The sequence below is a fragment of the Microbacterium sp. SW12 genome, assembly GCF_055391095.1.
This window is the reverse complement of the sequence record NZ_AP024335.1, coordinates 431877-453117: the sequence shown is the minus strand read 5'-3', so window position 1 is coordinate 453117 and position 21241 is coordinate 431877. Positions and strand designations below refer to the sequence as shown.

Annotated in this window: 19 protein-coding genes and 2 pseudogenes; 13 read left to right on the top strand and 8 right to left on the bottom strand. The window is 67.7% G+C overall.

Features of this window, described 5'->3' with window-relative positions; genetic code table 11:
• Nucleotides 1-5: 5 nt before the first annotated feature.
• Nucleotides 6-1007: a variant leucine-rich repeat-containing protein gene (locus MICSW_RS02310; protein ID WP_228177278.1), complete on the bottom strand. Its 1002-nt coding sequence runs from the start codon at nucleotides 1005-1007 to the stop codon at nucleotides 6-8.
• 29 nt (nucleotides 1008-1036) lie between these two features.
• Nucleotides 1037-2254, bottom strand: a complete 1218-nt coding sequence (coaBC, locus tag MICSW_RS02305) for a bifunctional phosphopantothenoylcysteine decarboxylase/phosphopantothenate--cysteine ligase CoaBC (protein WP_464496628.1) — start codon at nucleotides 2252-2254, stop codon at nucleotides 1037-1039.
• A 35-nt stretch (nucleotides 2255-2289) separates the two neighbouring features.
• Between coaBC and MICSW_RS02300 the strand changes: the two genes are divergently transcribed.
• The 4 genes and pseudogenes from MICSW_RS02300 (at nucleotide 2290) to MICSW_RS02285 (ending at nucleotide 5255) form a co-directional block, all read left to right on the top strand.
• A complete protein-coding gene (locus MICSW_RS02300) occupies nucleotides 2290-3015 on the top strand; it encodes an NRDE family protein (RefSeq protein WP_292734308.1) in 726 nt (241 codons plus the stop codon).
• An 87-nt stretch (nucleotides 3016-3102) separates the two neighbouring features.
• Nucleotides 3103-3210: pseudogene (locus MICSW_RS02295) on the top strand (DUF2510 domain-containing protein); the annotation flags it as partial.
• Nucleotides 3211-3473: 263 nt separating this feature from the next.
• A complete protein-coding gene (locus MICSW_RS02290; RefSeq protein WP_464498507.1) occupies nucleotides 3474-3794 on the top strand; it encodes a hypothetical protein in 321 nt (106 codons plus the stop codon).
• A gap of 328 nt (nucleotides 3795-4122) precedes the next feature.
• Nucleotides 4123-5255: pseudogene (locus MICSW_RS02285) on the top strand (exopolysaccharide biosynthesis polyprenyl glycosylphosphotransferase).
• 15 nt (nucleotides 5256-5270) lie between these two features.
• On the opposite strand, the gene MICSW_RS02280 reads toward MICSW_RS02285, so the two are convergent.
• On the bottom strand, nucleotides 5271-5405 hold the full coding sequence (locus MICSW_RS02280; protein ID WP_267189479.1) for a hypothetical protein: 135 nt from the start codon (nucleotides 5403-5405) through the stop codon (nucleotides 5271-5273).
• 111 nt (nucleotides 5406-5516) lie between these two features.
• Between MICSW_RS02280 and MICSW_RS02275 the strand changes: the two genes are divergently transcribed.
• The 3 genes from MICSW_RS02275 (at nucleotide 5517) to MICSW_RS02265 (ending at nucleotide 8687) form a co-directional block, all read left to right on the top strand.
• Nucleotides 5517-6509: a hypothetical protein gene (locus tag MICSW_RS02275; RefSeq protein ID WP_464496627.1), complete on the top strand. Its 993-nt coding sequence runs from the start codon at nucleotides 5517-5519 to the stop codon at nucleotides 6507-6509.
• An 87-nt stretch (nucleotides 6510-6596) separates the two neighbouring features.
• Nucleotides 6597-7493, top strand: coding sequence for a lysostaphin resistance A-like protein (locus MICSW_RS02270; protein ID WP_464496626.1), 897 nt, complete (start codon nucleotides 6597-6599; stop codon nucleotides 7491-7493).
• 195 nt (nucleotides 7494-7688) lie between these two features.
• A complete protein-coding gene (locus tag MICSW_RS02265) occupies nucleotides 7689-8687 on the top strand; it encodes a hypothetical protein (RefSeq protein WP_464496625.1) in 999 nt (332 codons plus the stop codon).
• A 200-nt stretch (nucleotides 8688-8887) separates the two neighbouring features.
• Here the strand turns inward: MICSW_RS02265 and MICSW_RS02260 are convergent, their stop codons facing one another.
• A complete protein-coding gene (locus tag MICSW_RS02260) occupies nucleotides 8888-9766 on the bottom strand; it encodes a universal stress protein (protein ID WP_464496624.1) in 879 nt (292 codons plus the stop codon).
• Nucleotides 9767-9930: 164 nt separating this feature from the next.
• Here MICSW_RS02260 and MICSW_RS02255 point away from each other — a divergent pair, with 164 nt between their 5' ends.
• Nucleotides 9931-10524, top strand: coding sequence for a DNA-binding transcriptional response regulator (locus tag MICSW_RS02255; RefSeq protein WP_348681383.1), 594 nt, complete (start codon nucleotides 9931-9933; stop codon nucleotides 10522-10524).
• Between the two features lie 19 nt (nucleotides 10525-10543).
• On the opposite strand, the gene MICSW_RS02250 is transcribed toward MICSW_RS02255, so the two are convergent.
• Nucleotides 10544-11839, bottom strand: coding sequence for a type II toxin-antitoxin system HipA family toxin (locus MICSW_RS02250; protein WP_464496623.1), 1296 nt, complete (start codon nucleotides 11837-11839; stop codon nucleotides 10544-10546).
• A gap of 145 nt (nucleotides 11840-11984) precedes the next feature.
• On the opposite strand from MICSW_RS02250, the gene MICSW_RS02245 reads away from it, so the two are divergent.
• Nucleotides 11985-13982: a DUF4012 domain-containing protein gene (locus MICSW_RS02245; protein WP_464496622.1), complete on the top strand. Its 1998-nt coding sequence runs from the start codon at nucleotides 11985-11987 to the stop codon at nucleotides 13980-13982.
• Nucleotides 13983-14040: 58 nt separating this feature from the next.
• A complete protein-coding gene (locus tag MICSW_RS02240) occupies nucleotides 14041-14178 on the top strand; it encodes a hypothetical protein (RefSeq protein WP_341578545.1) in 138 nt (45 codons plus the stop codon).
• A gap of 43 nt (nucleotides 14179-14221) precedes the next feature.
• Here the strand turns inward: MICSW_RS02240 and MICSW_RS02235 are convergent, their stop codons facing one another.
• Nucleotides 14222-14935, bottom strand: a complete 714-nt coding sequence (locus MICSW_RS02235) for an endonuclease/exonuclease/phosphatase family protein (RefSeq protein WP_348681389.1) — start codon at nucleotides 14933-14935, stop codon at nucleotides 14222-14224.
• Between the two features lie 134 nt (nucleotides 14936-15069).
• On the opposite strand from MICSW_RS02235, the gene MICSW_RS02230 reads away from it, so the two are divergent.
• Entirely contained in the window at nucleotides 15070-16140 is a 1071-nt protein-coding gene (locus MICSW_RS02230; protein ID WP_464496621.1) for a glycoside hydrolase family 6 protein, read from the top strand.
• A gap of 158 nt (nucleotides 16141-16298) precedes the next feature.
• Nucleotides 16299-17465, top strand: coding sequence for a response regulator transcription factor (locus tag MICSW_RS02225; protein WP_464496620.1), 1167 nt, complete (start codon nucleotides 16299-16301; stop codon nucleotides 17463-17465).
• A 27-nt stretch (nucleotides 17466-17492) separates the two neighbouring features.
• Here MICSW_RS02225 and MICSW_RS02220 read toward each other — a convergent pair whose 3' ends face one another.
• Nucleotides 17493-19106, bottom strand: coding sequence for a glycosyltransferase (locus tag MICSW_RS02220; protein ID WP_292734338.1), 1614 nt, complete (start codon nucleotides 19104-19106; stop codon nucleotides 17493-17495).
• Between the two features lie 161 nt (nucleotides 19107-19267).
• Between MICSW_RS02220 and MICSW_RS02215 the strand changes: the two genes are divergently transcribed.
• Nucleotides 19268-20365, top strand: a complete 1098-nt coding sequence (locus MICSW_RS02215) for a hypothetical protein (protein WP_464496619.1) — start codon at nucleotides 19268-19270, stop codon at nucleotides 20363-20365.
• Between the two features lie 17 nt (nucleotides 20366-20382).
• Here the strand turns inward: MICSW_RS02215 and MICSW_RS02210 are convergent, their stop codons facing one another.
• The gene (locus MICSW_RS02210; RefSeq protein WP_228177295.1) at nucleotides 20383-21156 is read right to left on the bottom strand and encodes a fructose 1,6-bisphosphatase; all 774 of its coding nucleotides are present in this window, start codon (nucleotides 21154-21156) and stop codon (nucleotides 20383-20385) included.
• Between the last annotated feature and the right edge of the window lie 85 nt (nucleotides 21157-21241).

The following is a 21241-nucleotide window of genomic DNA, read 5'->3' as shown; positions in this document are numbered from 1 at the left end:
GCAGATCAGCGCAACGCCATCTGATCAGCGAGTGCCACGAACGCCTCGTCGCGCTGCTCAACGACCGCGGCGACGATCTTCGAGAGCTCCGACGCCTCGGAGAACCGGTCATCCCACACGACGCTGACCGTGGTCACGGTGTTTCCCTCGAGGCTGAGCAGCTCGAGCGTGTCGTCGCCCGATTCCGGTGGCATCTCGCCGCCCTCGGTTCGGCGAACAGCGACCAGGGATTCTGTCCCTGCGGGCACGTCGAGCGACTCAATGAAAACTCGACCATACTCCGCCTCATCAGGGCCGAGAATCGCGAAGTCCGCACACGAGTCGATGGTCTCGCTATATCCGCCGAAGTAGTGCTCGGCTTCGTCATCCGTCGGGAACCCGCGGACCGCGACTGCGCCGTTGTCCCACGAAGCGGTGCGCAGCCCCACGACGGCCCAGTCATCGCCCCAGAACCACATGGAACACTCCTCAGGCCCCGTGTGCACGCCCTCGCCCTCACCGATACCGCCGAGCTCGGCGCCGCGGGAGACTGAACCCACACCCGGGAACAACACTCGCAACTGGCTATCCTCCGGCAGGAACCACTCCAGCTCGTCGCCGACGTAGACCTCAGGCCCGTCGAGCTCGGGTCGTTCCGCATCCGCCGCCGTTCCGGCATCCAAGGGCGACCCCACCCCATTGCCCAACACACCCGACGCCATGAGCCCCCACACCCCACCACCGACTGCGATGACAGCTACCGCTCCCGCCGCGATCCCGATCCAGACGCCAGGACGAAGGCCCGAGCCACCCGCATCTTCAGCGGGTGACGATGCGGACGCGCTGTCTGTCTCCGCCGCAGCACCCGTCGCAGCGACCGATCGAGCCCACAATGCGAGTTCGTCATAGCACTGAGGATGAGACGCGATCTGCAGCGCGAACTCCGGATACTCACCGGCAATTCGAGCGAGAGTCTCGGCATCCGTATCGGCTGAATGGAGCGCCTGCCACGCGACTGTGCGATCCATCAGCCGTCCTCCCCCACGATGCCCTCACCCTATCGTCGCGTTGCGACTACCGCGTCCCACACGGCTTCCGCAACCTCACGCTTCGACCCCGAAGCCTCCGCTGCGACCTCGCCCGACCGATCGATCACGACGACCTCATTGTCGGCCGACTCGAACCCGCGAGCCCAGCCAACCTCGTTCACCACGAGCAGATCGACATCCTTGCGCTCCCGCTTACGCCTGGCCCGCTCCAACAACTCATCCCCCGACGAGGTCTCTGCCGCGAACGCCACCACCGTCTGTCCCGACAGCCTGCCGGCTGCCAACCCCGCCACGATGTCGGGATTCTCGACGAGCTCCAGCGTCAGACGATCGCCCTGGGCTTCCTTCGTGAGCTTCGCCTTCGCCACCTCGGCGGGCCGATAGTCGGCAACCGCCGCCGCCATCACGACGACATCAGCAACGGATGCCGCCTCCGTCACGGCATCCTGCATCTCCAGCGCCGTCCCCACCGACACGACCTTCACGCCATCGCCCACCCCACCGAGCACCTCACCGTCGATGTGCGCGGCGACCAGCGTCACCTCCGCACCCCGGTCAGCTGCAGCGACCGCGAGCGCAACCCCCTGCCGCCCACTCGAGCGGTTCCCGAGGAACCGCACCGGATCCAGCGGCTCCCGCGTCCCACCCGCCGACACGACAACCCTCAGCCCGGCAAGATCCCGCGCCCGCCCGCCCTCGGCACCCGAAACCACGGCGAGCGCAGCATCCGCAATCTCATCCGGCTCACTCATCCGCCCCGGCCCCGAATCGCCACCGGTCAACGGCCCATCAGCCGGCCCGACCACGTGCACGCCACGAGACCGCAGCACCCGCATGTTCTCTTGCGTCGCCGAATGCCGCCACATCTCCGTGTGCATCGCAGGCGCCACCACCACCGGCGCGGTCGTCGCGAGCAGCGTCGTCCCCAGCAGATCGTCGGCGAGCCCGGCAGCCATCTTCGCCAGCGTGTTCGCGGTGGCCGGCGCGACGATCACGAGATCCGCCCGCTGCCCGAGCGACACGTGCCGCACCGTCGCGACATCCTCATGCACCGATGTCGTGACGGGATGGCGACTGATTGCCTCCCACGTCGGCTGCCCGACGAACCGCAGCGCGTCCTCGGTCGGCACGACGTGCACCTCATGGCCCTCGCCGATCAGGCGCCTGACCAGATGTACCGTCTTGTATGCGGCGATTCCGCCCGTGACCCCGACGACAACGAACACGCGGCCAGTCTTCCACGACTTGAGCAGGAACCCCCATGTGCACTGTGATCATCGATGTCCCGACCGGCCCGGGCACACCCGTGCGCCTCCTCGCGATCCGCGACGAAGACCCCACCCGCCCGTGGAACCCGCTCGGACACTGGTGGCCGCAGCACCCGTCGATCCTGGGCGTGCAAGACATCCGCGCCGGCGGCGCCTGGCTTGCAGCGGATGCCGACACCCACCGCCTCGCTGTCCTGCTCAACCGCGCCGGCGGCGACGACCTGCCCGACTCCGCCGTCGTCTCGCGAGGAACCCTCCCCCTCGACTCGGTCCTCGGCACCTCACCCAGCGAGCACCCCGCAATGCGCGGCTTCAACCTGCTCGAGGTCGACGCCACCTCCGCACGCGTCATCTCGTGGGACGGCGAGCGCCGCCGCGAAACGCAGATCGAAGCCGGCATCCACATGATCGCCCACGACGATGTCGACGACCCGGCCACCGCCCGCATCTCGCACTGGCTCGAACACTTCCGCCTCGCGCAGCCCGAGGCGGGCGAGCGCTGGTATCGGCCCTGGCTCGAGGTGCTCGAACGCAGCACTGCCCTCGGCCCGGTCGATGAACGCGCGATCATCCGCGACAACCGCCCCCTCGGCTATCCCACCCTGTCGCTCCTGGTCTGCGCAGCATCCGTGGGACTGGACGGGATCGACGTGAGCTACGCCGAACTTCCCGCACCCGGCGAGTGGGGCCACCTCGACCTGCACGCTCCGCGGAGCTAGAGCCCCCAACCCGGGGGATAGCCCCCTGACGCGGCGTCCGGCACCGACCTAGAGTGGGGCACGGAACTCGCGAACGGGAGGACACCCATGTCGACACCAGAGCAGCCGTCAGCCGGCTGGTACCCCGACCCGTCTACCCCCGGCATCCTGCGCTTCTGGGACGGCACCGCCTGGACAGCGCACACGTCAGCACCCAACGCAGCGTCCAACCCAGTGGCGCAGCCGCCAGCAGCTCCCGCCGCCGCACCCGAACCACGCAAGAGCCCCGGCGTCGACACGAACACCGTCTGGATCTGGCTCATCGTGCTGCTGCCGCTGGTCTCGACGCTGGCCGCTCTCCTCGTGCCGTGGCGCTCGATGTTCGCCATGCAGGGCTGGATGATGCAACCCTTCGCCGAGTCGGGTCCGCGTACCGACCTGCACACGTTCATGCAGCCGTTCGACATCTTCTTCTCGCCGTGGTGGTGGGGATCATGCTCCTCGGCTGGGCGGTCTACGGCTTCAGCGTCTGGTTCGCGTACCTCGACCACCGCGAACTCCGTAACCGCGGCATCGACCGCCCGTTCCCCTGGCCATGGATGTTCCTCTCGCTCGTCTACCCCATCGGACGCATCGTCGTCACGATCCGCCGCACCGGCACCGGCTGGGGACCCCTGTGGGGCCTCATCGCCACCCAGGTCGTCGGCATCATGGTCGCGGTCGTCATCTCGGCCCAGATCACCCTCGCAACCTTCCAGTTCCTCAGCACGATCGCCCGCTACGGCGGCTACTCGGGCTGAGGCACCTCTCTCTCGCAAACCCACGGTGTCGCGCCGGTGAACGACCGGCGTGTGCAAGGCTGGGTGAGTGCGCTCCACGGGTGAGCCACGACCGTGGCATGAGAGTTACCGCACACGACTGCTGATCAGCGACGCCGTCGTTCTGGTGTGGGTCGTTTACGGTACCCAGATCGTGTGGTTCGGCACCGGCAACGCCCAGCTCTCACTCCTGCGAGACCTGCGCTTCACCGCCGTGTCGTACTGGTTGACCTCCGCGATCCTCGTCGCCCTGTGGCTGCTCGCCCTGAGCCTGGCCGACACCCGAACGCCCGGTGTCGTCGGCACCGGCATGACCGAATACGTCCGCGTCATCGACTCCTCCCTCGTCCTGTTCGGGGTCATCGCGATCGTCGCATTCCTCTTCCGCGTCGACATCGCCCGCGGCTACCTGCTCATCAGCCTGCCCGCCGGCATCCTGCTGCTCCTTCTCGTCAGATGGTTGTGGCGACAGTGGCTCGTCGCCAAACGCCGCGTCGGCAAATGCGCCTCGGGCGTGATCCTGATCGGCTCACCGGCGTCAGTCGCCCAGGTGGGCTCCGAGCTGCAGCGTCGCCGCGACACCGGCTACCTCGTGGTCGGCGCCTGCCTCCCGCCCGGAGACCACGAAGCCGCCATCACCACGACGGATGCCGACATCCCCATCCTCGGCACCTTCGACGACCTCACCCGCGTCCTCGCCGATACCGGCGCCGACACCGTGCTGGTCACCAGCAGCGACGCTCTCCCGCCCGAGAAGGTCAAGCAGATCTCGTGGAGCCTCGAAGCCGGCCGCCAGCACCTGCTGCTCGCACCCGGCATCGCCGACGTCGCAGGACCCCGCATCCACACCCGCCCCGTCTCGGGCCTGCCCCTCGTCCACGTCGAGACACCACGCTTCTCGCCCGGCCAACGCTTCGGCAAGCGCATGGCCGACCTCATCAAGTCGCTTGTCGCAGTCGTCGTGATCAGCCCACTTCTCGGCATCCTCGCCCTCGCCGTGAAGCTCTCGTCGCCGGGCCCCGTTTGCGTCCGCGAAACCCGCGTCGGCTACCACGGCCGTCCGTTCCGGATGCTCGCCTTCCGGATCGCGCGCGAGGGCGCCGATGGCACCCCGACCACGACGGCGCTCGGCAGATGGATGCATCGCCATACCCTCGACGACCTTCCGCAACTGTTCAACGTCATCGGCGGAACCATGTCGCTCGTCGGCCCCGCCCACCCCTGCCGGGCGAAGTCGAGACCTACACCGACGCCTCACTGCGTCGGTTCCTGGTCAAACCAGGCATCACGGGCCTGTCGCAGATCAGTGGCCGCGAGAACCTCGCGTGGGAGGACGCCGTGCGCCTCGACCTCTCCTACGTCGAGAACTGGAGCCTCGCCGGCGACGTCGCGATCGTCATCAAGTCGGCCAAGGCAGCGCTCCTCGGCCGCGCGGCCCGCTAGAGCGCCGACTAGAGCTCAGTTCAGCAGCAGCGCGTAGGTGATCCAGTACGCCGCGAGACCCAGTGCGACAAGACCGATGCCGGCCAGCACGATCCGCCCCACCGTCCACTTCTTCTCAGCTGGCTGATTCTGTGCAGGCTGCTCGCTCACGGTTCCTCCTCGACGGTCCACATGCCACGCGGGCGCGTGCGCCTGGCCGACGTTACCCACCGGACGTGGCACATTAATGCCATTGGCCATAACGCGCCTCAAGGAGGACCGATGACCGACAAACGAGCTCTCATCGTGCTCGCCGCTGCCCTCCACGACCCGGGCGCCGACCCGGCCACACTCGCAACCAGGCTGAACCTCGATGAGGCCGATCTGCGAGAACAGCTCGCGCTCCTCGAGCGCCGCGGACTCCTCAGAGTCACCGGCGACACCATCGCTCACCGACGACCCGACTTCACGGTAGCCACCGCCATCCAGCAGATCATCGACGACGGCGTGCGCGAACTCACGGATGCCGCAGCCGCCGCGCATACCCTGGCTGCCAGCATCCCGGAGCTCCTCCAGGCCTGGAATGCCGGCGAGACGGGTGACGGAACCGGAACCTCGACACCGCCCACCACGGTTCAGGGCACCTGGGCGCTGGCCGACATGTGGCGCGCACAGTCCTCACGCCGGGCGCCCCGATCAGCACAGCTGTGCATCCCCTCGACCCAGATCCTGCGCGACGCCGGCCTCGACTACGCCGAAACGCTCTGGGCCGCCAGGCCACTCGACGGCGAGAGCCGCATCCGCGTCATCCTCTCCGACGAAGACGCCCTCGATCCCATCAACCGGTGGCACCTCGACAACGAACTGGCAGCAGGCACCTGGATCCGAACCCACCCGTCACCGCCCAGCTTCTTCTGGATCATCGACGATGACACCGTCACCCTCCCCTCTGTTTGGGGTGATCCCCATCCGACCCGCGTGCTCGCCACGAGCGCGCAAGAAGTCGTCTCTCTCGCATCCTGGGTCTTCGAGAAACTGTGGGGCGAGGCAACCGCTGTCGACCAGAGCGACGAGCCGTGGGCGCCGATGCTCGCCCTGATGAGCCGGGGCATGACCGTCGAGGCCGCCGCTCACACGCTGGGCCTGAGCCCTCGAACCGGCAGACGCCGCGTGGACCAAGCGATGCGCCACTTCGGCGTGACCGGCCAGTTCGCACTCGGCGCCGTCTGGGGCGCACAACAGGCAGGACGCGGACGACCGCCCGGGTCGCCCTAGCCGAGGACGCGGCGGCACCACAAGCCCTGCGCCACCCCGCCTCCATTCGCTAGGGTCGGTCGGGACCGCCGACCTGGGAGGCCCTCCGTGACCGAAACACGACGTGACAGTTTCGCCGGCGCAATGCGCGAAGCGCAGCGACCGACCGGGCCGCTTGTCGGCTCGATCGTCGCGGTGGTGCTGTTCGCGTCGGTCATGGCCACCAGCATCCTGCTCGCCCTCATCCCCGGCATCACAGCCCTCGGCCTCACCAACATCAGCAGCCTGGCGTTTCTGTCGGTCTGGATCCTGCTGTGGGTCTGGCTGCGATTCAAGGAACGGCGCGCGTTCGCAAGTATCGGCTTCCGCTTCCCCTCACGCGCCCCGCTGCAGATCGCGCGAGGAGCCGCGATCGCACTCGGCGCGATGTCCCTCGCCGTTGCCGTGGCAGTCCTCACCGGCAACATGGAGTTCCTCCAGACTCCCGACGGCAGCTACGCCGCCTGGACCGCACTCGGATGGGTGATCTTCGCGTTAGTCGGGTTCTCGATCCAGAGCGGCGCCGAAGAGCTCATCTCCCGCGGGTACCTCATCCAGTCCTGGATGCCGCGTTTCGGCATCCTCGCCGCGATGATCGCCCAGACCGTCTTCTTCACGCTCGCGCACTCCCTCAACACGGGCATGAACGTCCTGTCCGTCCTCTCGCTCGTGTTCGTCTCCCTGCTCCTCGGGTTCTGGGCGCTCAGCGAAGGCGGCCTCTGGGGGGTCATCGCGTTCCACGCCGTGTGGAACTGGGCACAGAACAGCCTCTTCGGCATCCCGGTGTCGGGCATCCCCGCAGAGAACTCGCTCTTGGCGGTCGTCGAGACGACGGATGCCAACCCCCTCGTCTCGGGCGGCCTGTTCGGCCTGGAGGCCAGCCTCACCACTGTCGTGATGCTCGCGATCATGGCCGCTGCCACCATCGCGTACTGGGCTCGCGGTCGTAACAATCGCACCGCCTAACCCGGCGAAACGACGTCGTCCGACGTAGCTTTCACGTCCGGAATCGTCCGGAAACGACGCAAAAGCCGGGGATCTCTCGTGCGCTAGATGAGAGTTCGCACAGTTTGTCTTGCCGCACTACGCGGATCGCAGACAATAGTGGTCAACCCGAGAGCGTGCAACATGGCTCACCCTGACTCAGCACCAGGTTCGAACATGGACAGTAATTCACTCATCACCCTCATGATCGGCTTCGGCGTCGTTGCCGTGCTGGGACTCGTCGTGGGCTGGGCGATGTGGGAGAGCAACAAAGCCGAGGCGACCTCCGATCGTCATGAGCCCGCACAGCGCATGCCGCGGTACCCCGACATGAGCACCCCCGCGGTCACGACATCGACCATCCGCACCGTAACCGCGCCGCGAAACACTGTCGGCACGCCGATGTCGCATCCCTACACGGCACCCACCGCGGCGTACCAGCAGCAGCCGCAGGCACCTCAGTTCACTGCTCCCCCGGTTACCGCACCCCCTGTCACCGCGCCCCCTGTCACCGCGCCGCCTGCCACCGCGCCACAGGCACCGCGGGTCGACGAAGGCACCATCGAGTACGTCTTCGCCCCCAACCCGTCAGCGCAACCGGTCACCGTGGCAAGCGCCGCCTTCGGCCCCGCTCCGACCGCGCTCGCGCCCACGCCGGCTCCGGAGCAGCAACCTCCTTCCCCTCCCGTGGATGAGCCCATCCCGGCAGCATCCCTGAGCCCGGAGGCCGCACCGACCCCCGACCCGCCGCAACAGGCGGCGGGCGTCCCCCAGCAGCCCTACGTCGCGCCGCCGCGCGCGCCGCAGAAGTCGGTCTTCCGTCTCGGCCGGGTGCTCTGGGTCGACGACGATCCCGACAGCCACGTCCCCGATGTCGTCGCCCTGCACCGCATGGGCCTCACCGTCACCGTCGCGCGGCACTGCGAAGCTGCGCTGGCCTACCTCGCAGCAGAGAAGTACCTCCTGGTCGTCACCGACAGCGGCCGCGAGGGCGACGTGATGACCACCGCCGACTTCATCCGCACGGTACGCCGCAACTATCCGGGGGTCCCGACGATTGCGTACGCCCCCGGCACCATCGTGACCGGACCCGGTGCACCCGAGCTGCCTCACGACCAGGTGGTCACCACCCCGGGAGAGCTTCCGAGCGTGGTCGGTAGGCTGCTCGGCCGCTGACCCACCTGCCCGCGCGGCGGATTATGGCATCCGGGACGCGCAGTTGACAATCCCCCGGCACGAAGTCGCGAACCGTGCCATTCTCATCGTGGCAAGACCGCGCGCTGAGTGTTTCGGGTCACTCATCCGCCGCGAAGGTACGCGTCTCGCGTACAGCCCCCGGCTCGACAGCCCCCCAGATCGAGCCGGGGGCTTTGCCGTTAGCGCACTGCAGCAGTGACCGTCGTCAGGTGGTCAAGCACCTGGGTGCTGACCGACCCGAGAAGGAACCGGGCCAGCCCGGTACGCCCGTGCGTCCCGACGACGGCAAGACGAGCGGATGCCGCCACCTCCGTGATCACGGCAGCGGGGTCCCCCTCGTCGACGTGCACGACGATCTCGAGGTTCGGGTGGTCCTTTCGCACCTCATCGGCCATCGACTGCGCGAACGCCTCGGTTGTGCCCTGCAGATCAGTGAGGTACATGTCGGGGTACGGGGCGATATCGCCGGTGTAGACGACAGGCATCCACGTCGACACGACGGTCAGCGGCTCGGCGAATCGTGCGGCCTCGGCGGCGGCGAACGCCAGAGCCGCGTGCGAAACCTCCGAACCATCGACGCCGACAACCACTCCCGTGCGTCCGGTCGTGTCGATGTCGGGCACGACGACGACGGGGCAGTGCGCTCCCGCCACGATTCGCGTCCCGTGCGGCCCGCGGTGCTTTTCGGTGCCGCCGGTGTGATCACTGCCGATCACGAGGAGCCCGACATCCGCTGACGCCTCGACGAGCTCCTTCGTCGGGTTTCCGTTCGTCACCCGAACCGCAACATCGATGCCGCGGGCAGACAGGCTCGCCGCCTCGTTACGAAGAAAGGCCTCTTCGTAGTCCACGGCGCGCTGCACGACCTCCTGCTCGCCGACAGCGCCCACGGCGCCGCCGATCACCGAGAACAGTTCCAGGCGAGCACCGGTGCTCACCGCGCGCGCGACCGCCCACTCGATGGCGCGCCGCGAGCCAGGCTTGCTCGTCGCACCCACAACGATCGTCGCGGAAGTTCCGGGGGAGGATGGCTCGCCGTTCGCAGCATTCTCGGTCATGCCCTCACCCTATCCAGGCGAGTTGTCCTTCCTCCAGGCGAGTTGTCCTTCATCCAGGCGAGTTGTCCTTCGTCCACGCGAGTTGTCCTTCATCCAGGCGAGTTGTCCTTCCCACGCCCGAGTTGTCCCCGCGCACCGCACGACCGACCGGGCATACTGACCTCATGCAGATCGACACCGGCTTCGTGACACTCGTCCTCGGCTTCGTCGGGGTGATCGTCGTGATGGCCCTGGTGGGCGTCATCCTCTGGATCCGCCGCACCTCCACCGTCCGCGTCCCGACCCAGCGACTCTCGACAATCGAGATCACCCTCGCACCCGAAGACCGCGAAGCGGTCGCGACGCAGCTGCGCGAAGCCCATGCAGCCCGCGGCCAGGGCCCCGGCGTCACACCGAAGCTCCCCGAGCGCGTGCACCCGGGACGCGTGCTGTGGGTCGACGACGACCCCGACACAAGCATGTCCGAGACCATCGCCCTGCAAAAGCTCGGCACCACGGTCACCAAGACGAATCACGCGGATGCCGCTCTGGCCTACCTGTCGGCTGACACCTACACCGCGCTGGTGTTCGGCATCGTCCCCGACAGTGACCTTGCCGCGATCGAAGCGTTCGTCTCGCGAGCCCGCACGAGCCAGCCGGGTATCGTCACGCTGGGGTACGCCGCGCCTGGCGTCGTTCCGGATGCCGGGGACTTCACGCTCGTTCGCGATCCGAGCGAACTCGTGGCCGCCGTCATCGCGCCGCTCACCATCGCCTGATCCGTCGGCGCGGGCCAGCTCACGCCAGCAGCGCGGCGAGCGCGTCCCGGCGATGACCGATCGCGGCATCCATCGCGGCGAACTCGTCCTCGGCAAGGCCCACCCGCTTCGCGACATCCGGCCACGACTCCACGGCGACAAGCACCTGAGCCAGCGACCGTCGCCACGACGAGGTCTTGATTCCGAGCTCCCCCGCAAGCGCAATAAGAGCAGCCGGCGCAGCATCCGGGTCCACGACCCCGACGATCGCGGTCGAACGCAGCCGCTCCTGCACCGGATCGGGCTCGACATCGAACACTGGACACAGCCGCCATGCCGCCTCGCGCCGCAGGAATCCCAGGTTGCGGAGGTGGTCGTCGGTGCAGTGCACGGCGACGGCGAACGCCACCCGCCGCCACAGGTCCCGCAGCTGGGCACGGATGACGTCGCGAGGCGCGTCCATGCCACGGATGACTCGCGCGACATCCAGGTAGTCCCGCCCATCGCCGGTCGCGGTCCGCGCCGACCAGTAGGGGATCCGCAACTCCCCTGCCGTCGGATCCGGCGCCGCGGAATCGACCTTCCCGACGCGATCGAATCGATCGACCAGCAACACCGCGTGCTCTCCGATCTCGATCGTGCGCACCCGCGAGGTGGCGAGCCCTGCAGCATGAGCGAGGTGCAGCGACACCGCCTCCCACCGGATCGCGTCGTGTTCGTCATCCGGAGCCGGAAACTTCGCAAGCAGTGCCCGACCCTTCCGCCGCACGAGAGCCTTGGGCCTGGCCCCTCCCAGCACCGCCGTGCCGGCATCCAGAAGATCCGCGATCGCCTGCTCGCTCGAGGAGACACCTGCGCGCGTCCGATCCGCAGCCGCCCGCAGGTCACGCAGGTCGAGCGCGACGGGAACCCGCGCGGCGCGGTCAGCGACGTACGCCTCTTCGTCACCCGTACCCGCATGCTCACGGAACCGGAACGCACCAGTGCGCGCCTCATCCGACACACCCACGAGAGCATCGACCTCCGAGAGGAGGGTCGCCCCCTCGGCGCGCAGCTGCCTGCGGATCAGCTTCTGTCCCCACGAATCTGCGCTGGAATCCACGAACGCTCCGGGCATCGACCCGAGCGCCCGAGGGCCTGACTCCAGCGGCAATTCCGGCGACACCGCGTACGCGTCCGGTCGGGCGAGGTAGGACGGATCGTAGGAGAAGGTCACGCCGACTGCCTTCTCGGCCAGGGTCACGACATCCATCCAGCCGACAGGCCCGGCGGCCGTGTCTGGGGTCGCCGCCGCGTCCACCCAGACACGCTGGGTCGTCGCGTTCGCCGTCACCATGGGCCCCGATCCCTTCGTCAGTCAGCTCGTCGCCCAGCTCCCCACCCTAGGGGGCGCCTGGGACGGCGCGTCATGCGGTTGCCTCTCATCGTGTACTCGGGTACGGACGAATAGGCTTCCCTGAGGACAGGAGGGCACGCGACCCATGCATGACGAGCCGGCCACCCCCGCGGGCGCGGACCCCGACCCGACCCTCGGCGACGACAGCAACGCCACCCCCGCGGGCGCTGACCCCGAGGGACCCAGCGACGATTCCGAGATCGCTGCGACCCGCCGTGCGGTGGATGCCGAGAAGTCCCGCCGCGCACGGTCTCGCAAACGTCACCGCCGCGAACGCACGGCCGGCATCGTGTTCGCCTCGGTCCTTGGCGCCATCCTGATCCTCGGCGTCGCGGGGGCGGCGTGGATCGGCGTCCGCGGCGCGCTCGCGTACGGCCACGTGGCTGACGCCCAGCGCGCAGCCGCGAGTCTCGGAGACTCCCTCACCGACCCTGCCGCGGCAGCCGAGATCGTACCGGCCCTGACCGCCGACACTTCGGCGGCCCGCTCGCTCACCTCCGACCCGGTGTGGGGCGCCGCCGAGCACCTGCCGTGGATCGGACCGCAACTGGCCGCCACGGCGACAGTCATCGCATCCGTCGACGATGTCGCCACCACCGCCCTCGAACCGCTCGCGCAAGCGGCGTCGAGCTTCTCGCTCGACACGCTGCGGCCCGCGGGCGGGGCGTTCGACGTCGCCGCCATCGCGAGCCTCTCGGACGTCGCGACCACGGCGACCGACAGCCTGCGGCAGGCGTCGGCATCGGTCAACGCGATCGATACGACGGAACTCCTGGCTCCCCTCGCAGCCCCTGTCACCGAGGTGCGCGACCTCTTGACGAGCGGTCTCACCGCGGCTGACGCGCTGCGCCGCACCTCCCAGCTCCTCCCCCTCGCTCTCGGCGCGGAGGGCCCCCGCAGCTACCTCGTCATGTTCCAGAACAACGCGGAGTGGCGGTCGCTCGGCGGCATCGTCGGAGCAATGGCGATGATCCACACGGATGGCGGCCGCATGGACCTGACCGGACAGGGCTCCTCGTCCGACTTCACGCGATACGCCGACCCCGTGCTTCCCCTGTCGGACGAGATCCTCGGCATCTTCGTCGACAAGCCCGGCGTCTACATCCAGAACGTGACCCAGATCCCCGATTACACGATCGACGGCCCTTTGGCCCGCGAAATGTGGCTCCGAGAGACGGGCGTGGCTGTCGACGGCGTCTTCGCCCTGGACCCCGTCACCCTCTCGTACCTGCTTGAGGCCACCGGCCCCATCACACTCCCGACCGGCGAACAGCTCACGAGCGAGAACGCCGTGCCGCTGCTACTCAACGAGGTGTACCAGCGGTACCCCGACCCCCGCGACCAGGACGCGTTCTTCGCCGCCACAGCCGCCGTCGTCTTCGAAACGATCGCCGACGGCGCAGCAGAGCCGGCGGCGCTCATCCAGGCGCTCGCCCGCGCCGGCAGCGAACGCCGACTGTTCATGTGGAGCGCCGACCCGGCCGAGCAGGCGATCCTCGACGGCGCAACCATCCAGGGCGGCCTGCCCGTCACCGACGACACCCGCACACAGTTCGGCGTGTACTTGAACGACGGCACGGGCTCCAAGATGGACTACTACACCGAGGCCACGGCGTCAGTCGGCTGGTGCGCAGCGAGCACCGCCTTCACGCAGAACCTCCGTCCCGGTGAATACCTCCGCGAAAACCCCCTCGCCACGGTGTCGGTCACCCTCCACAGCACGGCTCCCGCGGATGCCGCGACCAGCCTCCCCAAGTACATCACCGGCGGCGGCAACTTCGGTGTAGCTGCCGGGATCACGAGAACCATCGCCTACCTGTACCTTCCGACGGGGTCCGAGGTCGTCTCGAGCGTCGCCGGTGACGAGGGAGCCGCGACGGTATTCGGAACCGGCTCCCACGACGGTCGTGACGTGCTGATCTGGGAAACCAACCTCAACCCGGGCGAAACCGCTACCGCGACCATCCAGGTCCGCACCCCGCCGACCCCGACACTCGAAGCCCTCATGACACCGACGATCGGTGGAACGGGACTCGTGGCCGCGGGAGCATGCCCGCTCACGGGCTCGGCAGACGAGGGATAACCCTCCTGTAACACGCACGTCACTCGCGATCGGCTCGATCTGGCTAGGATCGGGCATCATGAGCAGCCCCTACGAACCGCGAGGCCCCCGCAAGTCCCGCAATTGGCTGCTCTACTTCGGTGTGGCGCTCCTGGCCTCCGGGGTGGGAGTCCTCGTCTACGCCGCCTTCATGCACTACGCGGCAGCGATCCGCTGAGCACGCGCCCGGCGTGAGCCGCGCGCCACGTCAGGCGCCTGTGTCAGGCGACGCCGCTCGCGGCATCCGTCGACGCTGCACCCGAACCGGGGGTCGGCTCGGCCGTCACGAGGATCGGCAGGTGGTCGCTGAGCCCCTGCGGCAGCGTCCGCACGGTATCGATCGTGAAACCAACGGATGTCGCGAAGTCGTAGTGTCCGCGAAAGAACCGATACCGCGTATACGTGCGGGAGTCGCTGAGATTCAGCTCGTACCCCTGGTCTCGAACGTGCTGCCCGAGGCGCTCCTTGAACACGGGGTAGTTGTAGTCGCCGACCATGAGCTTCGGAAGCCCCTCGCCGACCGAGTCGAGCTCGGCCAGAGCGGTGCGGATCTGATGCCGACGCAGCGAGTTCAGCGCCGTCAGCGGCGCAGCGTGGAACGAAGCGACGACGATGTCACTGCCCGTATCGATGTCGTGCAGGCGCACCCCCAGCATCCGCTCCTCCGCGGGCTTGAGCACTCGATCGTGCAGCGATTTCTTCAGCGCGATCGCCCGCACGTCAACGGCCCGATACGTGTTCTCGCGGTAATACACGGCAAGACCCAGGCGGTTGCGCTGCGTCGAGTCGGCGAGCACGAGCCCACCGATGTCATCGGGGATGTCGGTCGTATCGGCTTCCTGCAGACAGAGCAGATCAGCACCGTGGCGCTCGACGAGCTCTCGCAGCTCAGTTGCCGCACGGTGCTTGCGCAGGTTGTACGAGATGACCTTCATGCCACTCCCCACGATAGAGGGGCACGGATGCCGACCGCGTGCGCTCCGCTGGACGTATCCCCAGCGTTTGCGATCTCTTCACCGCAGGAGGGGGTTCACGGGGATCCTCCGAAGCCCTCCGCTAGAGTTTGGTCGTGCCCTCCCGACGCGCCCACGTGGTGCAAGAACAGCCCGAGTCCGCCGCGGTGCGCCCGGAATCACAGCCGAAGGCCCTGCCCGGGTGGGCTATCGCGACGATCGTGTCGGTCGGCGTCCTTCTCGTGGCAGCCATCGCCGCCACCGTCTGGATGTTCCTGAATCACTGGGTGCGTGACTTGACCGCTACCGCTCCGGCAGTCGGGACGACGATCATCGCCCCGGAGGAGTCGAAAGCTGCCCTCGCACTGCCGGGCCTCGCCGAGGGGACCGACGAGTTCGCCGCTACCGACTACCTGGCAGCCCAGCCCACCGCCTACTGGTTGACCCCCGAGATCGATCCGGTGAGTGAGATCGGCGCGCGGATGACGAATCTCCTGAGCGAGGCCCGCACGCAGGGCAAGGCGCTGGCGATCGTGGTCTACGGGCTTCCCGAGCGCGACTGCAGCGCGGGCCTCTCCGCGGGCGGACTGGACGATGCAGCCTACGCCGAGTGGACGCAGATCATCGGCGAGGCCCTGCACTCGGCCCCCGACATCCAGAAAACCGTCGTCCTCGAACCCGACAGCCTGGCCCTCGCCCCCGAGTGCGGAAACACCGCCGAGCGCACGGAGCAGCTGCGGAATGCGATCACCCGACTCGCCTCGACGAACACCTGGATCTATGTGGACGGCGGTCACTCGACCTGGCTGCCGGCCTCGCAGATGGCCGAGCTCATCAACGGCATCGGCATGAACGATGTCATCCGCGGCTTCGCGACGAACGTCTCGAACTACAACGACACGGCGATCGAGTTCGACTACGCCCACCAGCTCTCGGGCCTGACCGGCGGTCTCCACGCGATCGTTGACACGTCTCGCAACGGCTCCGGGTCGAATGGCGAGTGGTGCAACCCCCCGGGCAGGCTCATCGGCGCTCCCGGCGGCACCTACGGCGACGACGTCGTCGACACGAACCTCTGGATCAAGCCGCCAGGCGAAAGCGACGGCACCTGCAACGGCGGACCGGTAGCCGGCGCATGGTGGCCCCAGTCCGCGGTCGAGCTGACCCGCAACGTCACGCTCCCCTGAGGGCGGCGCGCTCAGCACGCAGGCCACCGTGGCACGCCGACGGATGACCGCGCCCCCGGTCTGCCCGCCTGTGTACGATCAAGAGGGTCGGCCGCGCATGCCTGGGATTGCGCGGCTCGGATACTCGACCCAGCCCGACGCGAAAGAGACAATCGAGCATGAGCACTGACGCGGGGGTGAGCAAGACCGCCGTCATCGTCGAGGATGATCCGCAGATCCGGCATATCCTCGCCGAAACACTCGAGGCGGCCGGGTTCTCGACGGTCTCGGTGGGAAATGGCATCGACGGTGTCCGTGCCGTCCTCTCCTACCAGCCACTGATCACGACCCTCGATGTGAACATGCCCGGTATCGACGGGTTCGAGGCAGCCCGGCGCATCCGCGCCCAGAGCGACACCTACATCATCATGCTCACGGGCCTCGAAGACGAGGCTGACGTCGTCCTGGGTTTGGGAGCCGGTGCCGACGAGTACATCGTCAAGCCGTTCCGCCCGCGGGAACTGCGGGCACGGATCGAAGCGCTGCTGCGCCGCCCGCGCCAGACACCGACTGCAGCCCAGCCGCCCGCGCAGGCACCCTCGGGGCCCTCGTTCCCGGGCGCGCGACCCGCCATCGTTACCCAGCCCGCTGCGCCCAGCGCCGTGCCGCCAGCAGCGCAGCAGCCGTTCGCCACTATCGATGCGACCGGAGCCGTCACTCCTGGCGACCCCGCCCAGGCCCCGAGCCAGCATCCGGCACAGGCTCCCTACCCGGCAGGGCAACAGCCGACCCAGGCCCCACCCCAGCCCGGCTACCCCGCTCAGCACCCCGGTTATCCGCAGCCCGGAGGCGCACAGCCGTACTATCCGCCGACGCCGCAGGCTCCGGTCGACCCGCCGGGGGCCGGCGGCAACCAGCAGCCTCCCGGATCTCAGTTGGTGGCACGCACACCACCGAACGCCCCGGTCCCAGGTCCCGGTGGTCACCACCTCGGACCCCACACTCTGGTCCACCGTGACCTCGTGCTCGACCCGGACTCGCGGATCGTGCTGGTCGGCAACCGCGAGGTCGAACTCACACGCACGGAGTTCGAGCTGCTGGCGACGCTCATGGAATCCAAGCGCCGGGTGCGAAGTAAAGCCGACCTGACGCTCGTGCTGCGCGGCGAGTCCTACGTGACGTCGTACTTCGTCGGGGATGCCGACAAGCGCGCCATCGAAGCGCACATGACGAATCTGCGCCGAAAGCTCGGCGACGATCCGAACAACCCGCGCTACGTCGAGACCGTGCGCGGCGTCGGCTACCGCATGACAGCCGAGAACGTCGCGCCGCCGCCGGGCCAGTAACCCGGCCCGGGCTCGCGCGCGAGTCCGTCAGACCTTGTAGCCGTACTGGCGGCGGAACAGCTTGAACGCCATGAGCAGGGTCTGGATGACGGTGACCACACCGACGATCGGCCAGCCGACCCACAGGATCGACGACTGCACCACGGGGTCAAGCAGTGACCAGATGAAGGCCATCGCGATCGCCGTGATCACGAGCAGAATCATGGGCACCCAGTGCCCGAGCGACACACCGCCACCGCGCTCGGCCTTCGCCTGAGCAGCCCAGTTGTCGACCTTCTTGCGCGAGAGGAACGACGACCACGACCGCAGGAAGTGGCCGATCCGGATCCACATGAAGATCTCCGCCGGAAACACGAGCGCCGAGAACAGGATGTCTCGCTGGTTCACGTACTTCATCGTCAGCGCCACACGCAGGTTCAGCAGCGTCGCCACCAGCGGCGGAATGAGCCACCAGGGCGAGAAGACGAACGCGTTGATCGAAAGCGATGCTGCCAGCAGCGTCAAGAACGCGACACGCACGAACAGGTTCGTGAGCATGCCGAAGTTCTCGAACCACCGGAGGCGCAGGTTCGGGTGGAAGGGCTGCCCCTTGGTGTCGCCGCGCTGGCCGGGCCACATGAGCTCGATCGCGCCGTAGGTCCACTTCACCTGCTGCGCGTCGTACCCCTTGAGGGTCGTCATGCCGCCCACGCTCGCCCGTGCGTACGGGCTGATCTTGGTGAGGTAGCCGGCGCTCTTGATCTGCAGCGACAGCAGGGAGTCCTCCACCTCGCTGTCTTTCACCCATGGCGTGCTCTGGTGGTTGGCGCGCATCACATCGCGCAGTGCCGCCGTCGAGAAGATCGAGAACTGGCCGCCGAGCACTGCCATGTTGCGTCCGCGCAGCAGATTCTGCAGGTTGAACGCCGCGAACTGTGTGCGCTGACCGGCGATCAAGAACTTGCCGATCAGGCCTTTGATGGGGCGGTCATCGATCGTGTAGATCGCCGAGATCCCACCGATCCGCGAGTCACCGACGGCCTCGGTCTCGAGGTACTCCACTGCCCGTTCGTCAGCGATAGTGTCACCGTCGACACCGAGCAGGTAGTCGTAGCCCTCGACGAGGGCGTAGCCGTAGTTCAGCGCACCGACCTTCTTGTCGGGGTTCTTGCCGATGTCGTGGATGAACACCTCGGTGAACTGCTCGCCGAGGTCTGTCACCACCTGGTGCGGGCCGGCGTACTGCGAAGCGATAGCAACCGTGGCGTCAGTGGTGTTGTTGACGACGACGTGGATGACGTCGGGCACGCGCGTCTGGTGCAGCAGACCCTCGAGCACCCCCGCGATCGACTCTTCCTCGTTGTAGCAGGGGATGACGCATCCGATGGTGGACCGGTGCACCGAGATGCGCTCCAGCACCGACTCGAACTCGTCAGTGAACTCCGCGTGCGAGGTCTCGACCTGCGCGTTCGGGAACCGGGGGTCGCCGTACGAGGGCTGAGCGTAGGGCTGCTGGCCGTATGCCGGATCGGCGTACTGCGGCCCCGGGTACTGCTGACCCGGATACTGCTGACCCGCGTAAGCGGTGCCGGGATACTGCCCGATCGCGGGCTGATTCTGCTGCGGGTACGGAGGAACGTACGGGGCTTCCCAGTGGGACATCAGCACGCTCCTTCCCTCAATCCGCGCGCCAACCGAAGTGCTGTTACCACACTGCTACACTCGGCTCAAGCATCCGGTCTGTTGTCGAAGAGCATCACCTCAGGTTTTCCTCAAGAAAGCCTCCGGTGAATACCCGAGGCCCCGAGAAACAGAAGCGCAGAATGAGTGTACTGGAGTTGTCTGCCGTCCTGGCGATCGCTTTCGTGATCGCCGCACCGGCCCTCATCCAGTTGCCCGGCAAGCCTCTCCCCAATGGTGGGCGCGCTGCCCGTCGGTACTTTCTGCGCTTCGCTGCCGCCGCAGCCCTGAGCGGAGTCGTCGCCGGCATCACATCCGCACTGGTGCCGGATCAGCCGATGCCGATCATCATCGGGGCGGCGAACGCGGCGCTCGTCGGCGGACCCGCCTACTTCTGGGCGGGGATGCGACAACTGCGAGACACCTCGATCACCCCCGGCTGGGTGGTGTCGGTGGCGGTCGCGGCCACCTTCATCGCGAGCGCGACAGTGACCGCCGTCATCGGGGGCCCGACCGACGGCTTCGTGTTGCGGCTGATCCTGGTGGCCGTCGGATGCGGAGGGGTCGCGATCGAGGCTTTCCGCCCGCCGGCGCGCGACATCGCAGCCTTCCGACTGATCGGTGTCATCTTCGCCGTCTACGCCGTGTATTCGGCGATCCGCACGTTCATGTTCTTCGCCGTCGGCGAGGACTCCCCCGCGTTTCAAACGGTGTTCTCACCCCTGACGGCATCAGTTCTCAGCATCCTGCTCGTGGTAACCCTCTGCGTGGCGGTGTGGTGGAGCGACCGCGCGCTGGAGACGCGAGCACGGCAGATCGAGCACCTCATCAATGCGCTGCGCTCAGACATCGCCTCCCACGGCGCGGTGACCGTCTACGACGTCGAGGTTCCCGACCTCAGTCTCATCCGCGCCGCCTTCGGTGGCCCCGCAGCAACAGCCGTGGATCGCGCTGCGGCGATGTCTCTTCACGAGCTCCTTCCCGACGCCGCACATCGCGGCCGCGTCGGCCGCCATGTCGTCGCACTTCCCGGAGACCAGCGGATCGAGAACCTGGAGAGGGTCGTGAAGGCGGCAACCGCCCACGCCGTGCCGAACCTCGACTACCGCGAAGCGATCGAGATCCGCATAACGCGCTACACGCTGCATTCCGAGGCAGAACTCGCCGCGGTCTGGCCCGATGCCGCCCCGACCGCCACGAGTGATCTCAAGACCCGGCCGGCAGGCGGCGTCGTCAGCTGACTCGCTCCGGCTCCCGCTCAGCCCTGAGGCGCGGTGGTCGGCTCGTTGGACACGATGTTCAGCGTGCCCTGATCGTTGTAGATCGCGATCGGCAGGTATTGATAGATCGTCTGTTGCGCGAACGAGGCGTCGTCGTTGGCGGTGCCCTCGACGTAGATGCCGAACGAGAACTGCAGCGTGATGCCGTACGTATCGGCCGGAAGCATGAAGATCGTCGTCTCGGGTACGAGCAGACCACCCTGATAGCTGTTGAGCAGCAGGCCGCGGTCAGAGCGCAGCGTGTCCGGCGGCACCAGCGTGCGCGGGTCGGCGGCGAACTGGAACGGCTGCTGCACCATCCCCGAGGTCTGCGCGGTCTGCGACGTGATCGAAATCGACGAAATGTAGACGCGGCGCTTCTGTGTCAACACCGCCTTGTCATCGACGCGACGGTCATACGCGTTGATCGCGAACCCGAACACCTTCTCATTGTTCGGCGTCCACTCGCGCGTGCGCTTCGGGTCGGCAGCCCACACATCGAGAACGACTTCCAGATCGGACGCGACATCCGTCGTGAGCGAGACAGACCCGTCGTACGAGAACAGCGAATCGAAGTCCATCGTCGCCATTGTCGAGACCGGCTGCGGCACCGGCGTCGCCGTCGATGCTGTGCCCGGCGCTTCGCCCTGGATCGAATTGAACGCCTCGGCGATCTGCTGGCATCCGGTCAAGGACGAGGCGCCCAAAGCCAGTGCGGCGGCACCGAGCACGACGCGGCGTACGACGCGCGACGATTGCGGGGCGGTGGCCATGGTTTCTCCTTGAGCGGGCCGACGTGCAGGGCAGCGAGGGCTGATTTTCCGCGGTTTTCTCGGGCTCATGGCGGGTTCCACAAGC

Excerpts from the sequence above, each read along its gene's own strand:
- MICSW_RS02310 (WP_228177278.1), bottom strand. The coding sequence starts at position 1,007 with ATGGATCGCACAGTCGCGTGGCAGGCGCTCCATTCAGCCGATACGGAT.
- MICSW_RS02300 (WP_292734308.1), top strand. The coding sequence starts at position 2,290 with ATGTGCACTGTGATCATCGATGTCCCGACCGGCCCGGGCACACCCGTG.
- MICSW_RS02275 (WP_464496627.1), top strand. The coding sequence starts at position 5,517 with ATGACCGACAAACGAGCTCTCATCGTGCTCGCCGCTGCCCTCCACGAC.
- MICSW_RS02265 (WP_464496625.1), top strand. The coding sequence starts at position 7,689 with ATGGACAGTAATTCACTCATCACCCTCATGATCGGCTTCGGCGTCGTT.
- MICSW_RS02260 (WP_464496624.1), bottom strand. The coding sequence starts at position 9,766 with ATGACCGAGAATGCTGCGAACGGCGAGCCATCCTCCCCCGGAACTTCC.
- MICSW_RS02255 (WP_348681383.1), top strand. The coding sequence starts at position 9,931 with ATGCAGATCGACACCGGCTTCGTGACACTCGTCCTCGGCTTCGTCGGG.
- MICSW_RS02250 (WP_464496623.1), bottom strand. The coding sequence starts at position 11,839 with ATGGTGACGGCGAACGCGACGACCCAGCGTGTCTGGGTGGACGCGGCG.
- MICSW_RS02245 (WP_464496622.1), top strand. The coding sequence starts at position 11,985 with ATGCATGACGAGCCGGCCACCCCCGCGGGCGCGGACCCCGACCCGACC.
- MICSW_RS02240 (WP_341578545.1), top strand. The coding sequence starts at position 14,041 with ATGAGCAGCCCCTACGAACCGCGAGGCCCCCGCAAGTCCCGCAATTGG.
- MICSW_RS02235 (WP_348681389.1), bottom strand. The coding sequence starts at position 14,935 with ATGAAGGTCATCTCGTACAACCTGCGCAAGCACCGTGCGGCAACTGAG.
- MICSW_RS02225 (WP_464496620.1), top strand. The coding sequence starts at position 16,299 with ATGAGCACTGACGCGGGGGTGAGCAAGACCGCCGTCATCGTCGAGGAT.
- MICSW_RS02220 (WP_292734338.1), bottom strand. The coding sequence starts at position 19,106 with ATGTCCCACTGGGAAGCCCCGTACGTTCCTCCGTACCCGCAGCAGAAT.
- MICSW_RS02215 (WP_464496619.1), top strand. The coding sequence starts at position 19,268 with ATGAGTGTACTGGAGTTGTCTGCCGTCCTGGCGATCGCTTTCGTGATC.
- MICSW_RS02210 (WP_228177295.1), bottom strand. The coding sequence starts at position 21,156 with ATGGCCACCGCCCCGCAATCGTCGCGCGTCGTACGCCGCGTCGTGCTC.